The organism is Paraburkholderia phosphatilytica, assembly GCF_003443895.1.
Classification (GTDB): Bacteria; Pseudomonadota; Gammaproteobacteria; order Burkholderiales; family Burkholderiaceae; genus Paraburkholderia; species Paraburkholderia phosphatilytica.
Map to the genome: position 1 here is coordinate 344,013 of NZ_QQOA01000001.1, position 16,127 is coordinate 360,139.

Genomic DNA, 16,127 nt, shown 5'->3' on the forward strand with positions numbered 1-16,127 from the left:
ACGAAACGAAAGCGAAACGAAGACCCGCTACATGTGGATCACATCGACCACGTCCTTGTGGTGGTCCTTGAACTGATAAATCGTGATCGCCGCGTCCTTCAGGTCGCCGTGCGGATCGAACGCGATCTTGCCGATCACGCCGTCGTATTGCGTGGCCGGCATCGCGGCGAGAATCTTCGCGCGGTCCGTCGAATTCGCGCGCTTCATCGCATCGACGATCACGTACACGGCGTCGTAGGCGAAGGGGCCATACGCATCGATCGGCACCTTGTAGCGCGCCACGTAGCGCTGGTCGAACGACGCGCCCTTGGGCATCTTCGAGAGCGCGAGGCCCGCCTCGGAGCACACGACGTTGTCGATCGCATCGCCCGCGAGATCGATCATCTTGTCGGTGCACGCGCCGTCGCCGCCCAGCACGTGCGCGGTCATGCCGAGCGCCGCCGCCTGTTTCGCGAGCGGCCCCGCCGTTGCATCCGATCCGCCGTACATGATCGCGTCGGGCCGCAGTCCCTTGATCTTCGTCAGGATCGCGCGGAAATCCGTGGCTTTGTCGTTGGTCGCTTCATGCGCGACGACGGTCGCGCCCGCGGCCTTCGCGGCTTTTTCGAACTCGTCCGCAAGGCCTTGTCCGTAGGCGGTGGAATCGTCGATCACGGCGATCCGCTTCGCGTGCAGCGGGCCGACTGCATAGCGCGCCAATGCGGGGCCTTGCATCGCATCGGTCGCAACGAGCCGATAAGTCGTGCGGAAGCCCTGCTGCGTGAACGCCGGATTGGTCGATCCCTGCGAAATCTGCGTGACGTTCGCCTCGCTGTAGATGCGCGACGCCGGAATCGACACGCCCGAGTTGATGTCGCCGACCACCGCCACGACGCCGTCGTCGACGAGCTTCTGCGCGACCTGGGTGCCGGTGCGCGGATCAGCCGCGTCGTCCTGCGAATCGAGCTGCAAGGTCACCGGCTTGCCGCCGATCACGAGATGCTGGCTGTTGATCTCGTCGATCGCGAGACGCGCGGCGTTTTCGCTGTCTTTGCCCATGTTCGCGAGCTGACCCGTCATCGGCGCAGCGTGCCCGATCAGCACGACGGTCGGCTTGGCGTTCGCGGTGCTCGTGACATCCGCCGCATCGGCGAGACTCGCGGCGGTCATAGCGCAGATAGCGGCCACCGCTGCCGCAATCGTCAGGGGTACGAATCGCGCATCGCGTTTCGCTTCAGGATGATGGTTCACGTGCGGACCTCGATTGAGTGAGTGGACAGCCGGCGAATCCGCCGGAACAGCCTCCGGCGCTTCGTTCGATACATGCGATACGTGCAGTGCAACTACGCGCGGCGGATGAGAACCAGTATTCGAGCGCCGAAATTCGCCGTCCAACGACTTATTCTGTTGGCCGGCAATAAAGAAACATTATGCGGACGCGGGCACTGCATCGTCTGCATGCGTCTTTGCTTGCGCACTACCGCCAAGTGCAGCTTCCACGCTGCGGCCAATCGCCAGCACCGACGCATCGGCAAACGCACGACCAACGATCGACAGGCCGACCGGCAGCGCACCGTCGTCATGACACGGCACCGTCAACGCACAGCCGTCCATCACGTTGACGACCGACGGATTGCGCAGCGCTTTCGCATTGGCGGCGAAGAAGCGTTCGTCGTCCGCTTCGATGTCGTCGAGCCGCGGCGCCACTGTCGCGACCGTCGGCATCAGCCACGCATCGAAACGCGCGAGCCGGGCGCGCGCATCGCGCACGAAGCGCTCGCGCGCCGCCAGCAGATCGAGGTAGTCGGCGGCGCTCAGGTGCTCGCCTTTACGCAGACGCTGCAACACGCGCCGATCGTAGTCTTCCGGTACATCGGCAACGTAATGACGATGCCATGCCCACGCCTGCGCCGCGGTGATACCCGCGGGCGGCGTGCGCTGCATCAGCTCCGCAAGTTCGGGAAACGCGAAATGCTCGACGGTCGCGCCGGCTTCGCGCAAGCGGTGAATCGCACGATCGAACGCGATGCGCACCTCATCGTCGAGATCGTCGGCGACATAGTCGTAAGTCACGCCGAAGCGCACCGCGTGCAACGGACGCGCGGCCGTATCGAGCGTCTGCGCCGACAGAACGGCGTCCGCCAGCACGCAGCAGTCGACGCTGCGCGCGATCGGCCCCACCGAATCGAACGACGTCGACAGCGGCAGCACGCCGTCGAGCGGCACGCGCGCGGCAGTCGGCTTGAATGCGCTCAGCCCGCAAAACGCGGCCGGGATGCGCACCGAGCCGCCGGTATCCGTGCCGAGCGCCCACGCGGCATGTCCAAGCGCCACCGATACGGCCGCGCCCGAACTGGAGCCGCCCGCGATCCGCGCAGGATCGTGCGGATTGCGCGGCGTGCCGTAGTGCGGATTGAGGCCGAGCCCCGAGAACGCGAACTCGCTCATGTTGGTACGCCCCACCAGCACGGCGCCCGCATCGCGCAGACGCGAGACCGCGATGCTGTCGCGCGCGGCCGGTTCTGCATCGCGCAGCACGCGCGAGCCGGCGGTAGTCACCTGCCCTTTGACGTCGAACAGGCCTTTTACCGACACTGGAATGCCCGCGAGCTGGGACGGCACGTAGCCCCGCTGCCGCAACGTGTCGCTCGTCGCGGCCGCCGCGCGCGCCGCGTCGCGATCGATTGCAATGTACGCGTTGCCGAATCGATGCGCGTCGGCATCGATCGCCGACAGCGATGCATCGAGCAGCGCCGCCGCTGAAATCTGCCGCGTGCCGAGCGCGTGTTGCCAGTCACGAATCGTCCGCATCGCCGTCACTCCACGTGCGCGAGCGCATCGACCGCATAGCGATGCCGCAGGCTGCGGTCCAGCACCGGATCGTGCAGCTCGATCTCGAATGCCGGCGACGGCGACAGCTTGCCGATAATCGATTGCGTACCGCAGAAGAGCACGGCGCCGACTGGCAAGCCGGCATCGCCGAACGCATCGCCAATCAAACGCTGCGGCGGCAACAGACGCGCGAGCGTGCCTTCCTGATAGCGCACACGCTCGCCGGCGGCATCGATGCACCAGCTACGCGCAATCAACGCATCCCAGTGCGGCGCGACTTCGTCATAGCGCCACAGCGTCGCGCCGAGTGGCTTAGCGCAGACCTGCTTCGACACGGCGACGTCATAGCCTTCGACCTTGCGATCCGTGTGATCCGAGCCGATGCCGACCAGCAGCCCCGCTTCAGCGTCATGCAACAGCACGACCTCGACTTCGCCCGACGACTGCGTGCCGATCACGTCGATCCGCGCATCGGTCGTCAGCAGCGATGGAGACACCTCGTAGAAGCACGGCACCGACGACGGACGCTTCACGCCGATCGCCGCGAGCTCCGCGATGTGATGCTCGATCTCGTCGCGATCGCGGCCCGCCCATCCGGCAATCACGAGTTGCCGCGGAGCCACGACGACCGAGGGTCCGCCGTCGATTGCACAGGTGATTCGCGTCATTGCCGCATCCGTCCCGGGAAGAAAGTGATGACGCCAAGTCTTCGCGGGTCCGCGCGCGCTGTCCAACAAATAAAAGTTGAGACGTGCGCGCGCTTTTTCTTGTCACGCGGCGTTTTGCGCGGCGGTACACTGGCCGCATCCCGACTCGTCCCGCGGCCCCGCTACGGCAACCCCACCGGCATGAACGTCCGCTTCCTCGAAACCTTCGTCTGGCTGGCGCGTCTGCGCAGCTTCCGGCTCACGGCCGAGCGGCTGCACGCCACCCAGGCCGCGGTATCGAGCCGCATTTCGGCGCTCGAAGAAGAACTTGGCGTGCGGCTGTTCGAGCGCGGTCCGCGTGAAGCGACGCTGACCCAGGACGGCACCAAGGCATTGCCGTTCGCCGAGCAGATCCTGCAGCTCAACCGCGCGATGCTCGCAAGTGTTGGCGACCGTTCGAAGATCGCGGGTCTGCTGCGGCTCGGCGCGATCGAATCCATCGTGCACACGTGGCTGCCCGAACTGCTAAAGCGCGTTCGCGACGAATACCCGAATCTCACGCTCGAACTGACGAGCGACACCTCCGCGAATCTATCGCTCCAGCTGACCAACGGGCATCTCGATGCGGCGCTGCTCACCACGCCCGTCACCGGCGCCGATGCGGTGAATGCGCCGCTCGGCAGCCTGCCGATGGGCTGGATGGCGAGCCCCGCGCTGAATCTGTCGGCCGAGCCGCTTTCGGAGACGGAGCTTGCCGCGTTCCAGATCGTGAGCTTCGCGCGGCACTCGCCGCCGCACGCGTTCCTCGCGGACCTGTTCGCCGCGGCCGGAGAAACGGCGGTGCGGATCAACTGCGTGTCGTCGGTGGCGGCGATCATCCGGCTCGTCGTCGACGGCTTCGGCATTGCCGTGCTGCCCGCTGCGTTCGTGATGCGCGAACTCGAAGGCGGCCAGTTGCAGACGCTGAAGGTCGCGCATCAGGTGCCGGCGCTGCCGCTCGTCGTGTCGTACCGCCGCAGTCCGGACAGCCTGCTCGCCGAATCGATCGCGCGGCTCGCGCGCGCCGTGATGCTCGACTACAGCCTGCGGCACGGGCCGCAATTCGCGCTCGTTCCGCAAACCACCGACGCCGCAACTGCCACCGGCAGCGCGGACGCGTCCTGAACCCTTCCAGCCGCTGCCGATGCCATGACATCCATCGCGATCCCGATCGAACCGCTCGACGCCGACGCCTGTGCACCCTATGGCGTGATGCTCGGCAAGACACCGCCTGACGACGCGAGCGGGCCTGCGTTCTTCAGCCCATCGTCGGACTTCTGGCGCGAGCATCTGTTCGACAACGGCACGCGCAGCGAAACCGAAATTCTCTGGGTCCGCTATCGCAATTGCGATGAATCGTTGAACGCGCTAGAAGCACACCATCTGACGCAGCAGGCGATCGTGCCGCTGACGGGCGCGCTCGTGCAGATCGTCGCGACCTCGCTGGACGACGGTTCGCCGGATCTGCGTTCGCTGCGCGCGTTCGTCGTGCCGGTGGGTCAAGGTCTGTGCATGCACCGGGACACGTGGCATGCCACGCGCGTGCTGCAGGATGAAGTAACGGGCTTGATGCTGACGCGACCCTCGACGACCTACGATCTCGCGGTGCATCTGCGCACGGGCGCGCCTGCTGCCGAGAGCGACCTGAAGAAGATCGAGGATTACCGGGTCACGCTAGGTGACATGGCAAAACCACATCCTTAATCCCTGAAGCGATCACTGCCCGGCCACGATAGGCTTGCGCGCAACGTCATCGCCTCCGTTCGCCGGCCATTGCGCGCGGATCTTCGTCACCACCATATCCGGCAACGGAATGTAGTCAAGCGCCTGGACTGTCGGGCCGCCGTGATTGAACGCCCAGTCGAAGAACTTCAGCGTCGCTGCGTCCTGGCCAGGCTTTCCGGCTGACACGTGCAGCAACACGTACGTAGCCCCCATGACCGGCCATGCATCCTTGCCCGGCTGATTAGTCAGCAACTGCGAGAGCGAGCCTGACCAGTCAGCGCTCGCGGCCGCCGCTTTGAAGCTCTCGACGCCAGGCTGAACGACGTTGCCCGCCGCATTCGTCATCGCGATATACGTCAGGCGGTTCTGCTTCGTGAAGTCCCACGCCACATAACCGATCGCGCCCGGCAAATATCCGACGTAAGTCGCGACGCCCTCGTTGCCTTTGCCGCCGATGCCAAGCGGCCAGCGCACGCTGATGCCCTCGCCGACCCGCTGCTTCCATTCCGGGCTCACCTGCGCAAGGTAATGCGTCCAGATCAGCGTGGTGCCCGAGCCATCCTGACGCCGCACGACAGCGATCGGATAGTTGGGCATCTTGAGCTTCGGATTCAGCCGCATGATCGCCGGATCGTCCCAGTACAGGATCTTGCCGAGAAAGATCTGCGCGATCACCGGCCCCGTCAGCATGACTTGCCCAGGCTTGAGGCCCGGCAGATTCACGACCGGCACGACGCCGCCAATCGCTATCGGGAATTGACGCAGTCCGCTCTTGCTAAGCTGGTCGTCGGTGAGCGGTGCATCGGAGCCGGCGAAATCGACCGTATTCGCGGTGATCTGCCTGAGCCCGTCCGACGAACCCGTGCCGCGGTACGTCACCTGCATTCCGCCTGACTTTTGATAGTCGGCGGCCCAGCGGGCGTACAGGGGTTCGGCGAACGTGCTGCCCACGCCGGTGATGCCGCCGGACCAGCTCGGGCCAGCGAACACGCTAAACAGCAGCGCGGCCATCAGGAAGCGCGATGTCCTCATAGTGGTCTCCCGGCCGAACGTGATGCGGGACATCGCTCATGAAGACGTCTCATGCACACTTGCCAGTCCCACGATTCTTTTCGAAGGCGACAACGGCGGCAACGCGAGCAGCCGGACTATCAGGCTGGTTTGTTTTTGTTTAGCGAAAACGCGATTCAAAAGCCATTACAGGATGGTGACAGGCAGGATTCCAATTGAATCCTGCTATCGACGTGCGTTCCCCCGCATTACTTCGCGGCCGCTGCGCGCTCGATTCCGGCGATGTCGATCTTCTTCATCGTCATCATCGCGTCCATCGCGCGTGCGCCCACTTCGCGGTCCGCGTGGTTCACGAGTTCGAGCAGACGTTTAGGCGTGATCTGCCAGAAGAACCCCCAGCGGTCCTTGCACCAGCCGCACGCCCGTTCCTCGCCGCCATTGCCGACAATCGCGTTCCAGTACCGGTCGGTCTCTTCCTGGCTATCGGTCACCACCATGAAGCTGGTCGCTTCGCTCGGCGTGAAGTTCGGGCCGCCGTTCAGCCCCACGAAACGCTGGCCGAGCACGGTGAATTCCAGCGTCAGTTCGTTGCCTTGTCCGATGCCCGGCTTGGGTGAAACATGGCCCGGGCCGACATGACTATCCGGAAACGTCGCGGCGTAAAACTCCGCCGCTTCGCGCGCGCTGCCTTGATCGAACCACACGCATGTCACGAGTTCAGTCATCGTCATCTCCTGGTGAAATTGCTCATGTTCCCGGGGTGCCTTTGGCATCGAACCCTCGGGCATTGAAGCTGACACACGGGTATTTCACGAGTTCCAGGTGCGTTCCGTAGTCTCGCTCGGCGAGCCGCACATCTCACCGGCACTCAGCCAGGAAGCGCGGATCCAGCCGCGCGCGAGCGAAAGCCCGCACGTGCTCGACGAACGAGTTGAGCAGCAGCGCCGCCGGACGCTGCGATGGCTTCAGCAGCGAAAAGTCGATGGTCAAGGCCGGTTCGAACGGCTTGAACACCACGCCGCCGCCGCGATATCCCCACGCGCTGACCGCATCGATCAGCGACACACCCACCCCCGCTTCGACGAACGAGCAGATCGCATGCGACACGCCCGTCTCCACCTGCAGCTTCGGCTGGATGCCGTGCGAGGCGAACAGCGCATCGATCTGCAGGCGCGAATCGAGCGTGCGCGGATGCGCGACGAACGGCTGCCCTTCCAGATCGGCGGGGCGGATGATGTCGCGCGAACACAGTGGATGCCCAACCGGCAACGCGCAGACGATGCGCGCCGAGATCAGCCGCTCGCCGTGCGGGCTCGGATGATTCATCGACAGAATCGCGATGCCCGCATCGCAGCGCTGCCCAACCACCATGTCGACCACCGAACGCGACGAATGCACGAGCACGCCGACGTGCGCCTCGGTATGGGTCTTGATGTAATCGGCAATGGCATGCGGCAGGAACGACAGCGCGATAGCAGGCGCCGCCGCGATCTGCAGCGTGCCGCGCTGCAGCGCGCGAATTTCGTCGGCGGCGCGCGCGATACGGTCGACGCCAGCCAGCGAGCGCTGCACTTCTTCGTAGAGCGCCTGCGCCTCGACCGTCGGGTGCAGCCGTCCCTTTACCCGCTCGAATAGTGAAAACCCTAACGACTGTTCGAGATCGGCGATCAGACGCGTGGTGGCGGGCTGCGAGATATGCAGCATGTCGCTCGCGCGAGTGACCGTCTCGCAAAGCATCACGGCGCGAAAGGCTTCCAGCTGGCGGAGTTTCATCGATAGCGTCCTATAACAGAATGCTATTGTCTTTCTAAAAAAAAGCATTTTGCATCCGTTTTTGGCCTGCCTATGGTGGCACCAGATGCCCCAGCCAGGGCGTGAACGGTTCACGTGGATGCCATAGCAATGTGTATTCGCACACGCACGGCCACGGTCGCGCAGCCAACCCAGGGAGTGACAGCAATGATGAAGACCATCGTGGTTTCAGCGGCGCTCGCGGCTTTTGCGTCGCTGGCCGCGTCCAGCGCATTCGCGCAACCGACGCTCTACGTCGGGTCGTACGGGGGTTCGACGCAGGATGCATTCGAGAAAAGCATCATCCCGGCGTTCGAAAAGGCGCATGACGTGAAGATCGTCTACGTACCGGGCAATTCCACCGACACACTCGCGAAACTTCAGGCGCAGAAGGACAAGGAAGAGCTGAACGTCGTGCTGCTCGACGATGGCCCGATGTATCAGGCGGTGCAGTTCGGCTTCTGCGACAAGCTCGCCGACGCGCCGGTCTATCACGACCTGTATCCGCTCGCGCACCTGAGCGACAAGGCGGTCGCGCTGGGTGTGGTCGCAACCGGCCTCGCGTACAACGCGGACGCATTCAAGAAGGCTGGCCTGCCGCCGCCCGATTCGTGGAAAGCGCTGACCGACAAGCGCTTCAACCAGAAGATCGCGGTACCGCCGATCTCGAACACCTACGGCCTGCAAACGCTGCTGATGTTCGCGCGCCTGAACGGCGGCAGCGAGAGCAACATCGCGCCGGGCTTCACCGCGCTGATCAAGAACGTCGCGCCGAACGTGCTCGCGTGGGAGCCGTCGCCCGGCAAGATGACCGAGCTCTTCCAGGACGGCGACGTGACGCTCGCGGTATGGGGCAGCGGCCGCGTGCAGACGCTCGAGCAAACCGGCTTCCCGATCCGTTTCGTCTATCCGAAGGAAGGCGCGATGGCGCTGATGACGGCAGCGTGCCCCGTCGTGCAGAACAAGGAAGCGCAGCTCTCGCAGCAGTTCGTGCAGTACCTGCTCACGCCGGAAATCCAGACAGTGCTCGCGCAGACCCAGGCGTGGGGCCCGGTGAATACGAAAACGAAGCTCGCGCCGAATGTTGCGGCGACGGTGCCGTACGGCAAGGACGAAATCGCGAAGCTGCTGCCCACGAACTGGGACATCGTCAACGCGAAACGCGCCGACTGGACCAACGAATGGAACCGGCAGGTCGAGCGTTGACAGGTTGATCGCAGCAGGGCCCGAGCCGGCCTGAACGCACGCCGGCTCTTCCGAAACGAGAACGCGGCGGCCTGCAGGCTGCCGCTCCACCCGCCCGGTCCCCATGACATTCCTGCACCTTGAAGGCCTGTCGAAACGCTACGACGACTTCGTCGCCGTCAATGGTCTGTCGCTCGACGTGGAGCGCGGCGAGTTCGTCTCGCTGCTCGGCCCGTCCGGCTGCGGCAAGACCACCACGCTGCAGATGATCGCCGGCTTCGTCACGCCGAACGCGGGCCGCATCGCGCTGAACGGCCGCGACATCACGCAACTCGCACCGGAAAAGCGCGGGATGGGCGTGGTGTTCCAGAGCTACGCGCTGTTCGCGCACATGACCGTCGCGGACAACGTCGGCTTCGGGCTCGAAATGCGCCGTGTGCCGCGCGCGCAGCGCGTCGGGCGGATCCGCGAAGCACTTGCGCTGGTGCGGCTCGAAGGTCTCGACAAGCGCTACCCGCGCGAGCTTTCCGGCGGCCAGCGGCAACGCGTCGCGATCGCGCGGGCGCTCGTGATCCAGCCCGACGTGCTGCTGCTCGACGAACCGATGTCGAACCTCGACGCGAAGCTGCGCGAGGAGATGCACATCGAGCTGCGCGCGATCCAGCGCAAGCTGCGTATCACGACGATCCTCGTCACGCACGATCAGGTCGAAGCGATGACGATGAGCGACCGCATCGCGGTGATGCACGCGGGCCGCATCGTGCAGGTCGCGTCGCCGCTCGATGCGTACGAGCGGCCCGAATCGCCGTTCGCGTCCACTTTCCTCGGCCGTACCAATGCGTTCGAAGGCACCGTGCTAGAGCGCAAGCCGAACTGCTGCGTCGTGCAGGTCGGCTCGCGGCAGCTGCACGTGCGGCACGAAGGTCGCGAATTCGGCCGCGACGTGCACGTGTACGTGCGCCCGGAAAAGCTGCGCCTCGCGCACAACGGCACCGGCGACACGCTGCCGGGCCGCGTGCGCACCCGCGTATTCCTCGGCAGTCACTGGATGCTCGAAGTGGACAGCGCGCTCGGCGTGTTCCGCATCAGCCAGCCGAACACGGGCGAGCCGCCGCCGCCCGAAGGCGAGTCGGTGCATGTCGAATGGTCCGACGACGACCTGCGCATTCTGACGATGGAGGCCTGAGATGGCAGACCTCACGCTCGCCACGGCGCCGCGCCGCATCGAACGCGCGCCGTGGCTGCTGTCGGCGCCGGCGCTGCTGCTGTTCACCGGCCTGCTGATCGTACCGATGATCCTGATCGCGATCCTGTCGTTCCATGCATTCGACGGCACTCAAGGCATCCTGCCGCGCTACACGTTGTCGAACTATATCGAAGTGATCAGTGACCCGTACTATCACTCGATCTTCATCCGCACCGCCGGTTTGTCGCTGCTCGTCACGGTGCTGTGCATCCTGCTCGGCGTGCCCGAGACGCTGATCCTCGCGCGCATGCGCTCGCCGTGGCGCAGCATCTTTCTGCTCGTCGTGCTCGGGCCGCTGCTGATTTCCGTGGTGGTTCGCACGCTCGGCTGGGCGATCCTGATGGGCCGCGACGGCCTCATCAACACCGCGCTGCGCTCGCTGCATCTGATCGATTCGCCGCTGCGGCTGCTGTTTACGCTGACCGGCGTCACCATCGCGCTCGTGCACGTGCTGGTGCCGTTCATGGTGATCTCCGTGTGGGCGTCCATTCAAAAGCTCGATCCGCAGATCGAGCACGCCGGCCGCTCGCTCGGCGGCCCGCGCTTCACCGTGTTCCGCCGCGTCGTGTTTCCGCAGCTGCTGCCGGGCGTGCTGTCGGGCAGCATCATCGTGTTCGCGCTGTCGGCCTCCGCGTTCGCGACGCCGGCGATCATCGGTGGACGTCGGCTGAAGGTGGTCGCGACCGCCGCTTACGACGAATTCCTGAGCACGCTGAACTGGCCGCTCGGCGCGTCGATCGCGGTGCTGCTGCTGATCGCGAACGTCGTGATCATCCTCGGCTGCAACCGGCTCGTCGAACGGCGTTTCCGCGCCGTGTTCGAGTCCTGACGGAGCGGCGCGATGCGTAGAAACGGACCGGTTTCGCTGCTCTATCACACGCTCTTCATCGCGTTCATGCTCGCGCCGCTCGTCGTCGTGATCGCGGTGTCGTTCACGGGCAAGGGCTATATCTCGCTGCCCACGTCTGGCCTCTCGCTGCGCTGGTTCCGTGCGCTGTGGCGCGCCGACGATTTCATCACCGCGTTCTGGCTGTCCATCCGGCTCGGCGCGGTCGCAGCGACGGTCGCCGTGGTGCTCGCGGTGCCGGCTGCGCTTGCGCTGACTCGCTATCGCTTTGCCGCGCGCGGCGCGCTGATGAGCTTCTTCCTGTCGCCGCTGATGATTCCGTACGTGGTGCTCGGCGTCGCGTTTCTGCGCTTCTTCACGCTAGCCGGGCTGACCGGTTCGTTCTTCTGGCTCGCGCTGATCCACGTGATCGTCGTGATGCCGTACGCGCTGCGCCTCGTGCTCGCGGCCGCGACCGGCCTCGACCGCGACGGCGAGCGCGCCGCATTGTCGCTCGGCGCGAGCCGCTTCACCGCGTTCCGGCGCGTGGTGCTGCCGATGCTGATACCCGGCGTCGCGGGCGGCTGGATTCTCGCGTTCATCACGAGCTTCGACGAACTGACGATGACCGTATTCGTCGCAACGCCCGGCACCACCACGCTGCCGGTTGCGATGTACAACGACATCGCGCAGAACATCGATCCGCTGGTGACCTCCATTTCGACCGTGCTGATCGTCGGCACGGTGCTGCTGATGCTGGCGCTCGACCGCATCGTCGGACTCGACCGCGTACTGATCGGCAAAGGCTCATGACGGGAACCCTATCGATGAAAGCAACGGACGTGATCGTGGCCGGCGGCGGTCTGGTCGGCATGGCGGTCGCCTGGGGGCTTGCACGCAGCGGCGCGCAGGTCGTCGTGATCGACGAAGGCGACGACGCGTTTCGCGCGTCGCGCGGCAACTTCGGCCTCGTGTGGGTGCAGGGCAAAGGCTATGGGTTGCCGCAATACGCGCGCTGGTCGATGGAGTCCGCGCGGCGCTGGCCCGAACTCGCGGCAGCGTTGCTCGAAGAAACCGGCGTCGACGTGCAGTTGCGCCAGCCGGGCGGCTTTCACTTCGTCTATAGCGAGGACGAATGGCGCGAACGCGAAACGCGGCTCGCGTGGCTGCGCGACGAACTCGGCGGCCACTATCCGTACGAGATGCTCGATCACGCGGCGCTGAAGACGCGGCTTCCGCTAATCGGACCGCAGGTGATCGGCGCGAGCTACACGCCGATGGACGGCCACGTGAATCCGCTGAAGCTGCTGCGCGCGCTCTATGCGGCATGCGCGGGGCGCGGCGTCGAATGGGTTCGCAACCAGCACGTCGAGCGGATCGAACACGCGAACGGAACCTTCACCGTGCACGGCAACGGCGCGACGTGGCAGGCGCCGAAGGTCGTGCTCGCCGCCGGTCTCGGCAATGCGCGGCTCGCGCCGCAGGTCGGGCTGCATGCGCCCGTGCGTCCCAATCGCGGCCAGGTGCTGGTCGGCGAGCGCACTGCGCCGTTCCTCGACTATCCGACCACCTACGTGCGCCAGACCGACGAAGGCACGATCCAGCTCGGCGATTCGATGGAAGACGTCGGCTTCGACGACACCACGACGACGCCCGTGCTCGGTTCGATCGCACAGCGCGGCGTGCGCAGTTTTCCGGTGCTGGCCGGGTTGCGACTCGTGCGTGCGTGGAGCGCGCTGCGCGTGATGAGCCCGGATGGCTTTCCGATCTACCAGCAGTCAACGCAGTGTCCCGGCGCATTCGTGACCACCTGCCACAGCGGCGTCACGCTGGCCGCGGCGCACGCGTTGCGCGTCGCGGCGTGGATTGCCGGCGGCGACGCGCCGCAGGACCTCGACGTATTCGCGGGCGACCGCTTCCTGAATCCGCAACGGACCCTTCACCATGCCCACTAGCCTCTTCAAACGACTCGAACGCGGCGGCGATAGCACACCGCGCGTCACAATCGAACTCGACGGCGTCGCGCTGAGCGTCGCGTCGGGACGCAGCATCGCGGCGGCCCTCTTCGACGCCGGTGTCACGCGCTTTCGCACGACGCCGGTCAGCGACAGTCCGCGCGCGCCGTACTGCATGATGGGCGTGTGCTTCGAGTGCCTGATGGAAGTGGATGGCGTGCCGAACCGGCAGACCTGTCTCGTCGAAGTGCGCGAAGGCATGAAGCTGAGCACCCAGCACGGCGCGCGCGACCTGCATGCGCAGACGGCGGAGGTGCGCCATGCGGGCTGATCCGGCGGAACTCGTGATCGTCGGCGGCGGACCGGCGGGCATGGCCGCGGCAACGCTCGCCGCGAATCTTGGCGTGGAAGTCGTGCTGCTCGACGAGCAGGCAACGCCCGGCGGACAGATCTATCGCAACGTGAGCGATGCGCCGCAAGGTCGGCTCGACGTGCTCGGCCCCGACTACACAGCGGGACGCGCGCTGGTCGACGCGTTTCGCGCGTCGAAAGCGCGGCACGTGGGCGGCGCGGCCGTATGGCAAGTCACCGCGCAGCGCGAGGTCAACTATCTGCGCGACGGCGAAGTGAAGTCGCTGCAGGCGCAACAGGTAATCCTCTGCACCGGCGCGATGGAACGGCCGTTCCCGATTCCGGGCTGGACGCTGCCCGGCGTGCTCAGCGCGGGCGCCGCGCAGATCCTGCTGAAATCGGCTGATACGGTGCCTTCGGAGCCGGTCGTGCTCGCGGGCTGCGGACCGCTGTTGTATCTGCTCGGCTGGCAGTACGTGCGCGCCGGCGTGCCGGTGCGCGCGATCGTCGATACAACTGATTCCGCCGACCGGCGCCGCGCGCTGGCTCATCTCGGCGGCGCGCTGGCCGGCTGGCGCTACCTGAAAAAAGGCCTCGCGATGATGCGCGTGCTGCGGCGCGCCGGTGTGCCGTTCTACGAAGGCGCGAGCGGACTCGCGGTGGAAGGCGACGACGCGGCGCGCGCGTTGCGCTTCACGTGCAACGGACGCGAACAGCGCATCGAGAGCCGCGTCGTGCTGCTGCATCAGGGCGTCGTGCCGAACACGCAGTTCACGTGGTCGCTGCGCGCGAAGCATCGCTGGGACGATGCGCAATTGTGCTTCGTGCCCGAGGTCGACGAATGGGGTGCGCTCGATCTGCCCGGACTCTACGTGGCAGGCGACGGCCGCGGCATCGGCGGCGCGCTCGCTGCGGCGTTGCAGGGACAGCTTGCGGCCCTCGGCGCGGTGTCCGCGACCGGACGCATCGCCGCCGCCGAACGCGACCGGCGCGCAGCGCCCGTCCGTGCAGAACTCTCGACACATCTGCGCGTGCGACCGTTCCTCGACGCACTGTACCGGCCCAAACCGCAAAACCGCATTCCCGCCGACGACGTGCTCGTCTGCCGCTGCGAAGAAGTGACGGCCGGCACGTTGCGCGAGCACGTCGCGCTCGGCTGCACGGGTCCGAACCAGGCGAAGTCGTTCGGCCGCTGCGGGATGGGTCCGTGTCAGGGTCGGCTGTGCGGACTGACGGTGACCGAGGTGATCGCGGACGCGCGCAAGGTCACGCCCGCGGAAGTCGGTTATTACCGGATCCGTCCGCCGATCAAACCGATCACACTTGGCGAACTGGCGCGCGAAGCATGAGCGCGTTCGTCCCCCACTCTTCGTCTTCGCCTTCGCACGCGAAGCCATCGGGCGCCGACGTGCTGGTGATCGGCGGCGGTTTTCATGGGTTGTCGAGCGCGCTGCATCTGGCGCGCGCCGGCGCACGCGTGACCGTGCTCGAAGCGGAGTATTGCGGCCGCCATGCGTCGGGCGTCAATGCAGGCGGCGTGCGGACGCTTGGGCGCCACGTCGCCGAGATTCCGCTGTCGCTCGCTTCGCTGGAACTGTGGCATCAGTTGCCGGACCTCGTCGGCGACAGCGGCGGCTTCATGCCGAGCGGACAGCTGAAGGTTGCGGAAACGGAAGCGGAGCTCGAGATGCTGCGCGCGCGCGTTGCGGACCTGAACCGCCGCGGCTTCCATCACGAAGCGCTGATCGATGCGGCAACCGTGCGCGAACTGCTCCCCGCCGTGGCGCCGCACGTGACGGGCGGCATCTGGTGCGAACGCGATGGGCACGCGCTGCCGTTTCGCGCGGTTACTGCGTTTCGTCGCGCCGCGCAGCGTCTTGGCGTAACGGTGCTGGAGAACACGCGCGCGGAGACGGTGCGAAGAGTCGGCGAGCGCTGGGAAGTCACGACGCTGCGCCAGCACTTCACCGCCGAATACGTGGTGAACGCGGCCGGCGCATGGGCAAGCACCTTCGCACGTGAAGTGGGCGAGGCGGTGCCCGAAGAACCCGTCGCGTTGCTGCTGACGATCACGCAGCGCGTGCCGGCGTTCTGCTCGCCGGTGGTCGGCGCGGCTGGGCGTCCTCTGTCGTTCAAGCAGTTCGACAACGGCACGGTGCTGATCGGCGGCGGCGTGCGCGGCAGCGTCGACATGCACGCGCGCTGCGGCGAAGTCAATTTTGCGCAGCTCGCGACGAACGTACGCACCGCCGTGAGCCTCTTCCCACATCTGCGCGACGTGGGCATCAACCGCACGTGGGCCGGCATCGAAGGCTTCATGCCCGACGGCATTCCGGTGATCAGCCCAAGCCGCATGATGCCGAAGCTCGTGCACGCGTTCGGCTATTGCGGGCACGGCTTCGAACTCGCGCCGATCGTCGGAAGGATCATCGCGCAGCTGATTACGTCGGGCAGCAGCACGTTGCCGGTCGAGCCGTTTGCGATCGACCGGTTTGGCGCGATGGCGGAAGGTGGGGAAGCGCGGGTGGCGTGAGGTCGTT

At 65.9% G+C, this 16,127-nt stretch carries 16 protein-coding genes; 10 read left to right on the forward strand and 6 right to left on the reverse strand.

Features of this window, described 5'->3' with window-relative positions; translation table 11 throughout:
* Positions 1 to 27 precede the first annotated feature (27 nt).
* The 3 genes from DVS29_RS01410 to DVS29_RS01420 all read right to left on the reverse strand — a co-directional run bounded on the left by DVS29_RS01410 (position 28) and on the right by DVS29_RS01420 (position 3,479).
* On the reverse strand, positions 28 to 1,149 hold the full coding sequence (locus DVS29_RS01410) for a branched-chain amino acid ABC transporter substrate-binding protein (protein ID WP_118178628.1): 1,122 nt from the start codon (positions 1,147 to 1,149) through the stop codon (positions 28 to 30).
* 258 nt (positions 1,150 to 1,407) lie between these two features.
* Entirely contained in the window at positions 1,408 to 2,790 is a 1,383-nt protein-coding gene (locus tag DVS29_RS01415; protein WP_118178736.1) for an amidase, read from the reverse strand.
* Between the two features lie 5 nt (positions 2,791 to 2,795).
* The gene (locus DVS29_RS01420; protein WP_118178629.1) at positions 2,796 to 3,479 is read right to left on the reverse strand and encodes a DUF2848 domain-containing protein; all 684 of its coding nucleotides are present in this window, start codon (positions 3,477 to 3,479) and stop codon (positions 2,796 to 2,798) included.
* 180 nt (positions 3,480 to 3,659) lie between these two features.
* Here DVS29_RS01420 and DVS29_RS01425 point away from each other — a divergent pair, with 180 nt between their 5' ends.
* Together DVS29_RS01425 and DVS29_RS01430 are read left to right on the forward strand one after the other, a co-directional pair.
* A complete protein-coding gene (locus tag DVS29_RS01425) occupies positions 3,660 to 4,622 on the forward strand; it encodes a LysR family transcriptional regulator (RefSeq protein WP_118178630.1) in 963 nt (320 codons plus the stop codon).
* Between the two features lie 24 nt (positions 4,623 to 4,646).
* Positions 4,647 to 5,201 (forward strand): ureidoglycolate lyase, encoded by a 555-nt coding sequence (locus tag DVS29_RS01430; protein WP_118178631.1) that lies wholly within the window; start codon positions 4,647 to 4,649, stop codon positions 5,199 to 5,201.
* A gap of 12 nt (positions 5,202 to 5,213) precedes the next feature.
* Here the strand turns inward: DVS29_RS01430 and pstS are convergent, their stop codons facing one another.
* From pstS to DVS29_RS01445, 3 genes are all read right to left on the reverse strand, one after another.
* A complete protein-coding gene (pstS, locus tag DVS29_RS01435; RefSeq protein ID WP_118178632.1) occupies positions 5,214 to 6,254 on the reverse strand; it encodes a phosphate ABC transporter substrate-binding protein PstS in 1,041 nt (346 codons plus the stop codon).
* A 227-nt stretch (positions 6,255 to 6,481) separates the two neighbouring features.
* Positions 6,482 to 6,958 carry a VOC family protein gene (locus DVS29_RS01440; protein WP_118178737.1) on the reverse strand — a complete coding sequence of 159 codons (477 nt, stop codon included), beginning with the start codon at positions 6,956 to 6,958 and terminating at the stop codon, positions 6,482 to 6,484.
* A 133-nt stretch (positions 6,959 to 7,091) separates the two neighbouring features.
* A complete protein-coding gene (locus DVS29_RS01445) occupies positions 7,092 to 8,006 on the reverse strand; it encodes a LysR substrate-binding domain-containing protein (RefSeq protein ID WP_118178633.1) in 915 nt (304 codons plus the stop codon).
* A 189-nt stretch (positions 8,007 to 8,195) separates the two neighbouring features.
* Between DVS29_RS01445 and DVS29_RS01450 the strand changes: the two genes are divergently transcribed.
* The 8 genes from DVS29_RS01450 to DVS29_RS01485 all read left to right on the forward strand — a co-directional run bounded on the left by DVS29_RS01450 (position 8,196) and on the right by DVS29_RS01485 (position 16,120).
* Entirely contained in the window at positions 8,196 to 9,230 is a 1,035-nt protein-coding gene (locus DVS29_RS01450; protein ID WP_164707823.1) for an ABC transporter substrate-binding protein, read from the forward strand.
* Between the two features lie 103 nt (positions 9,231 to 9,333).
* A complete protein-coding gene (locus tag DVS29_RS01455; RefSeq protein ID WP_118178635.1) occupies positions 9,334 to 10,395 on the forward strand; it encodes an ABC transporter ATP-binding protein in 1,062 nt (353 codons plus the stop codon).
* 1 nt (position 10,396) lies between these two features.
* Positions 10,397 to 11,284, forward strand: a complete 888-nt coding sequence (locus tag DVS29_RS01460) for an ABC transporter permease (RefSeq protein ID WP_118178636.1) — start codon at positions 10,397 to 10,399, stop codon at positions 11,282 to 11,284.
* A 12-nt stretch (positions 11,285 to 11,296) separates the two neighbouring features.
* Entirely contained in the window at positions 11,297 to 12,094 is a 798-nt protein-coding gene (locus tag DVS29_RS01465) for an ABC transporter permease (RefSeq protein ID WP_118178637.1), read from the forward strand.
* 14 nt (positions 12,095 to 12,108) lie between these two features.
* Positions 12,109 to 13,236 carry an NAD(P)/FAD-dependent oxidoreductase gene (locus DVS29_RS01470; protein WP_118178638.1) on the forward strand — a complete coding sequence of 376 codons (1,128 nt, stop codon included), beginning with the start codon at positions 12,109 to 12,111 and terminating at the stop codon, positions 13,234 to 13,236.
* Positions 13,226 to 13,567, forward strand: coding sequence for a (2Fe-2S)-binding protein (locus DVS29_RS01475; protein WP_118178639.1), 342 nt, complete (start codon positions 13,226 to 13,228; stop codon positions 13,565 to 13,567). Before DVS29_RS01470 ends, DVS29_RS01475 begins: the two co-directional genes overlap by 11 nt.
* Complete coding sequence (locus DVS29_RS01480; protein WP_118178640.1) at positions 13,557 to 14,936, forward strand: FAD/NAD(P)-dependent oxidoreductase; 1,380 nt, start codon at positions 13,557 to 13,559, stop codon at positions 14,934 to 14,936. The genes DVS29_RS01475 and DVS29_RS01480 overlap by 11 nt, the downstream gene beginning before the upstream one ends.
* Positions 14,933 to 16,120 (forward strand): NAD(P)/FAD-dependent oxidoreductase, encoded by a 1,188-nt coding sequence (locus tag DVS29_RS01485; protein ID WP_118178641.1) that lies wholly within the window; start codon positions 14,933 to 14,935, stop codon positions 16,118 to 16,120. Before DVS29_RS01480 ends, DVS29_RS01485 begins: the two co-directional genes overlap by 4 nt.
* The last annotated feature ends 7 nt before the right edge of the window (positions 16,121 to 16,127 follow it).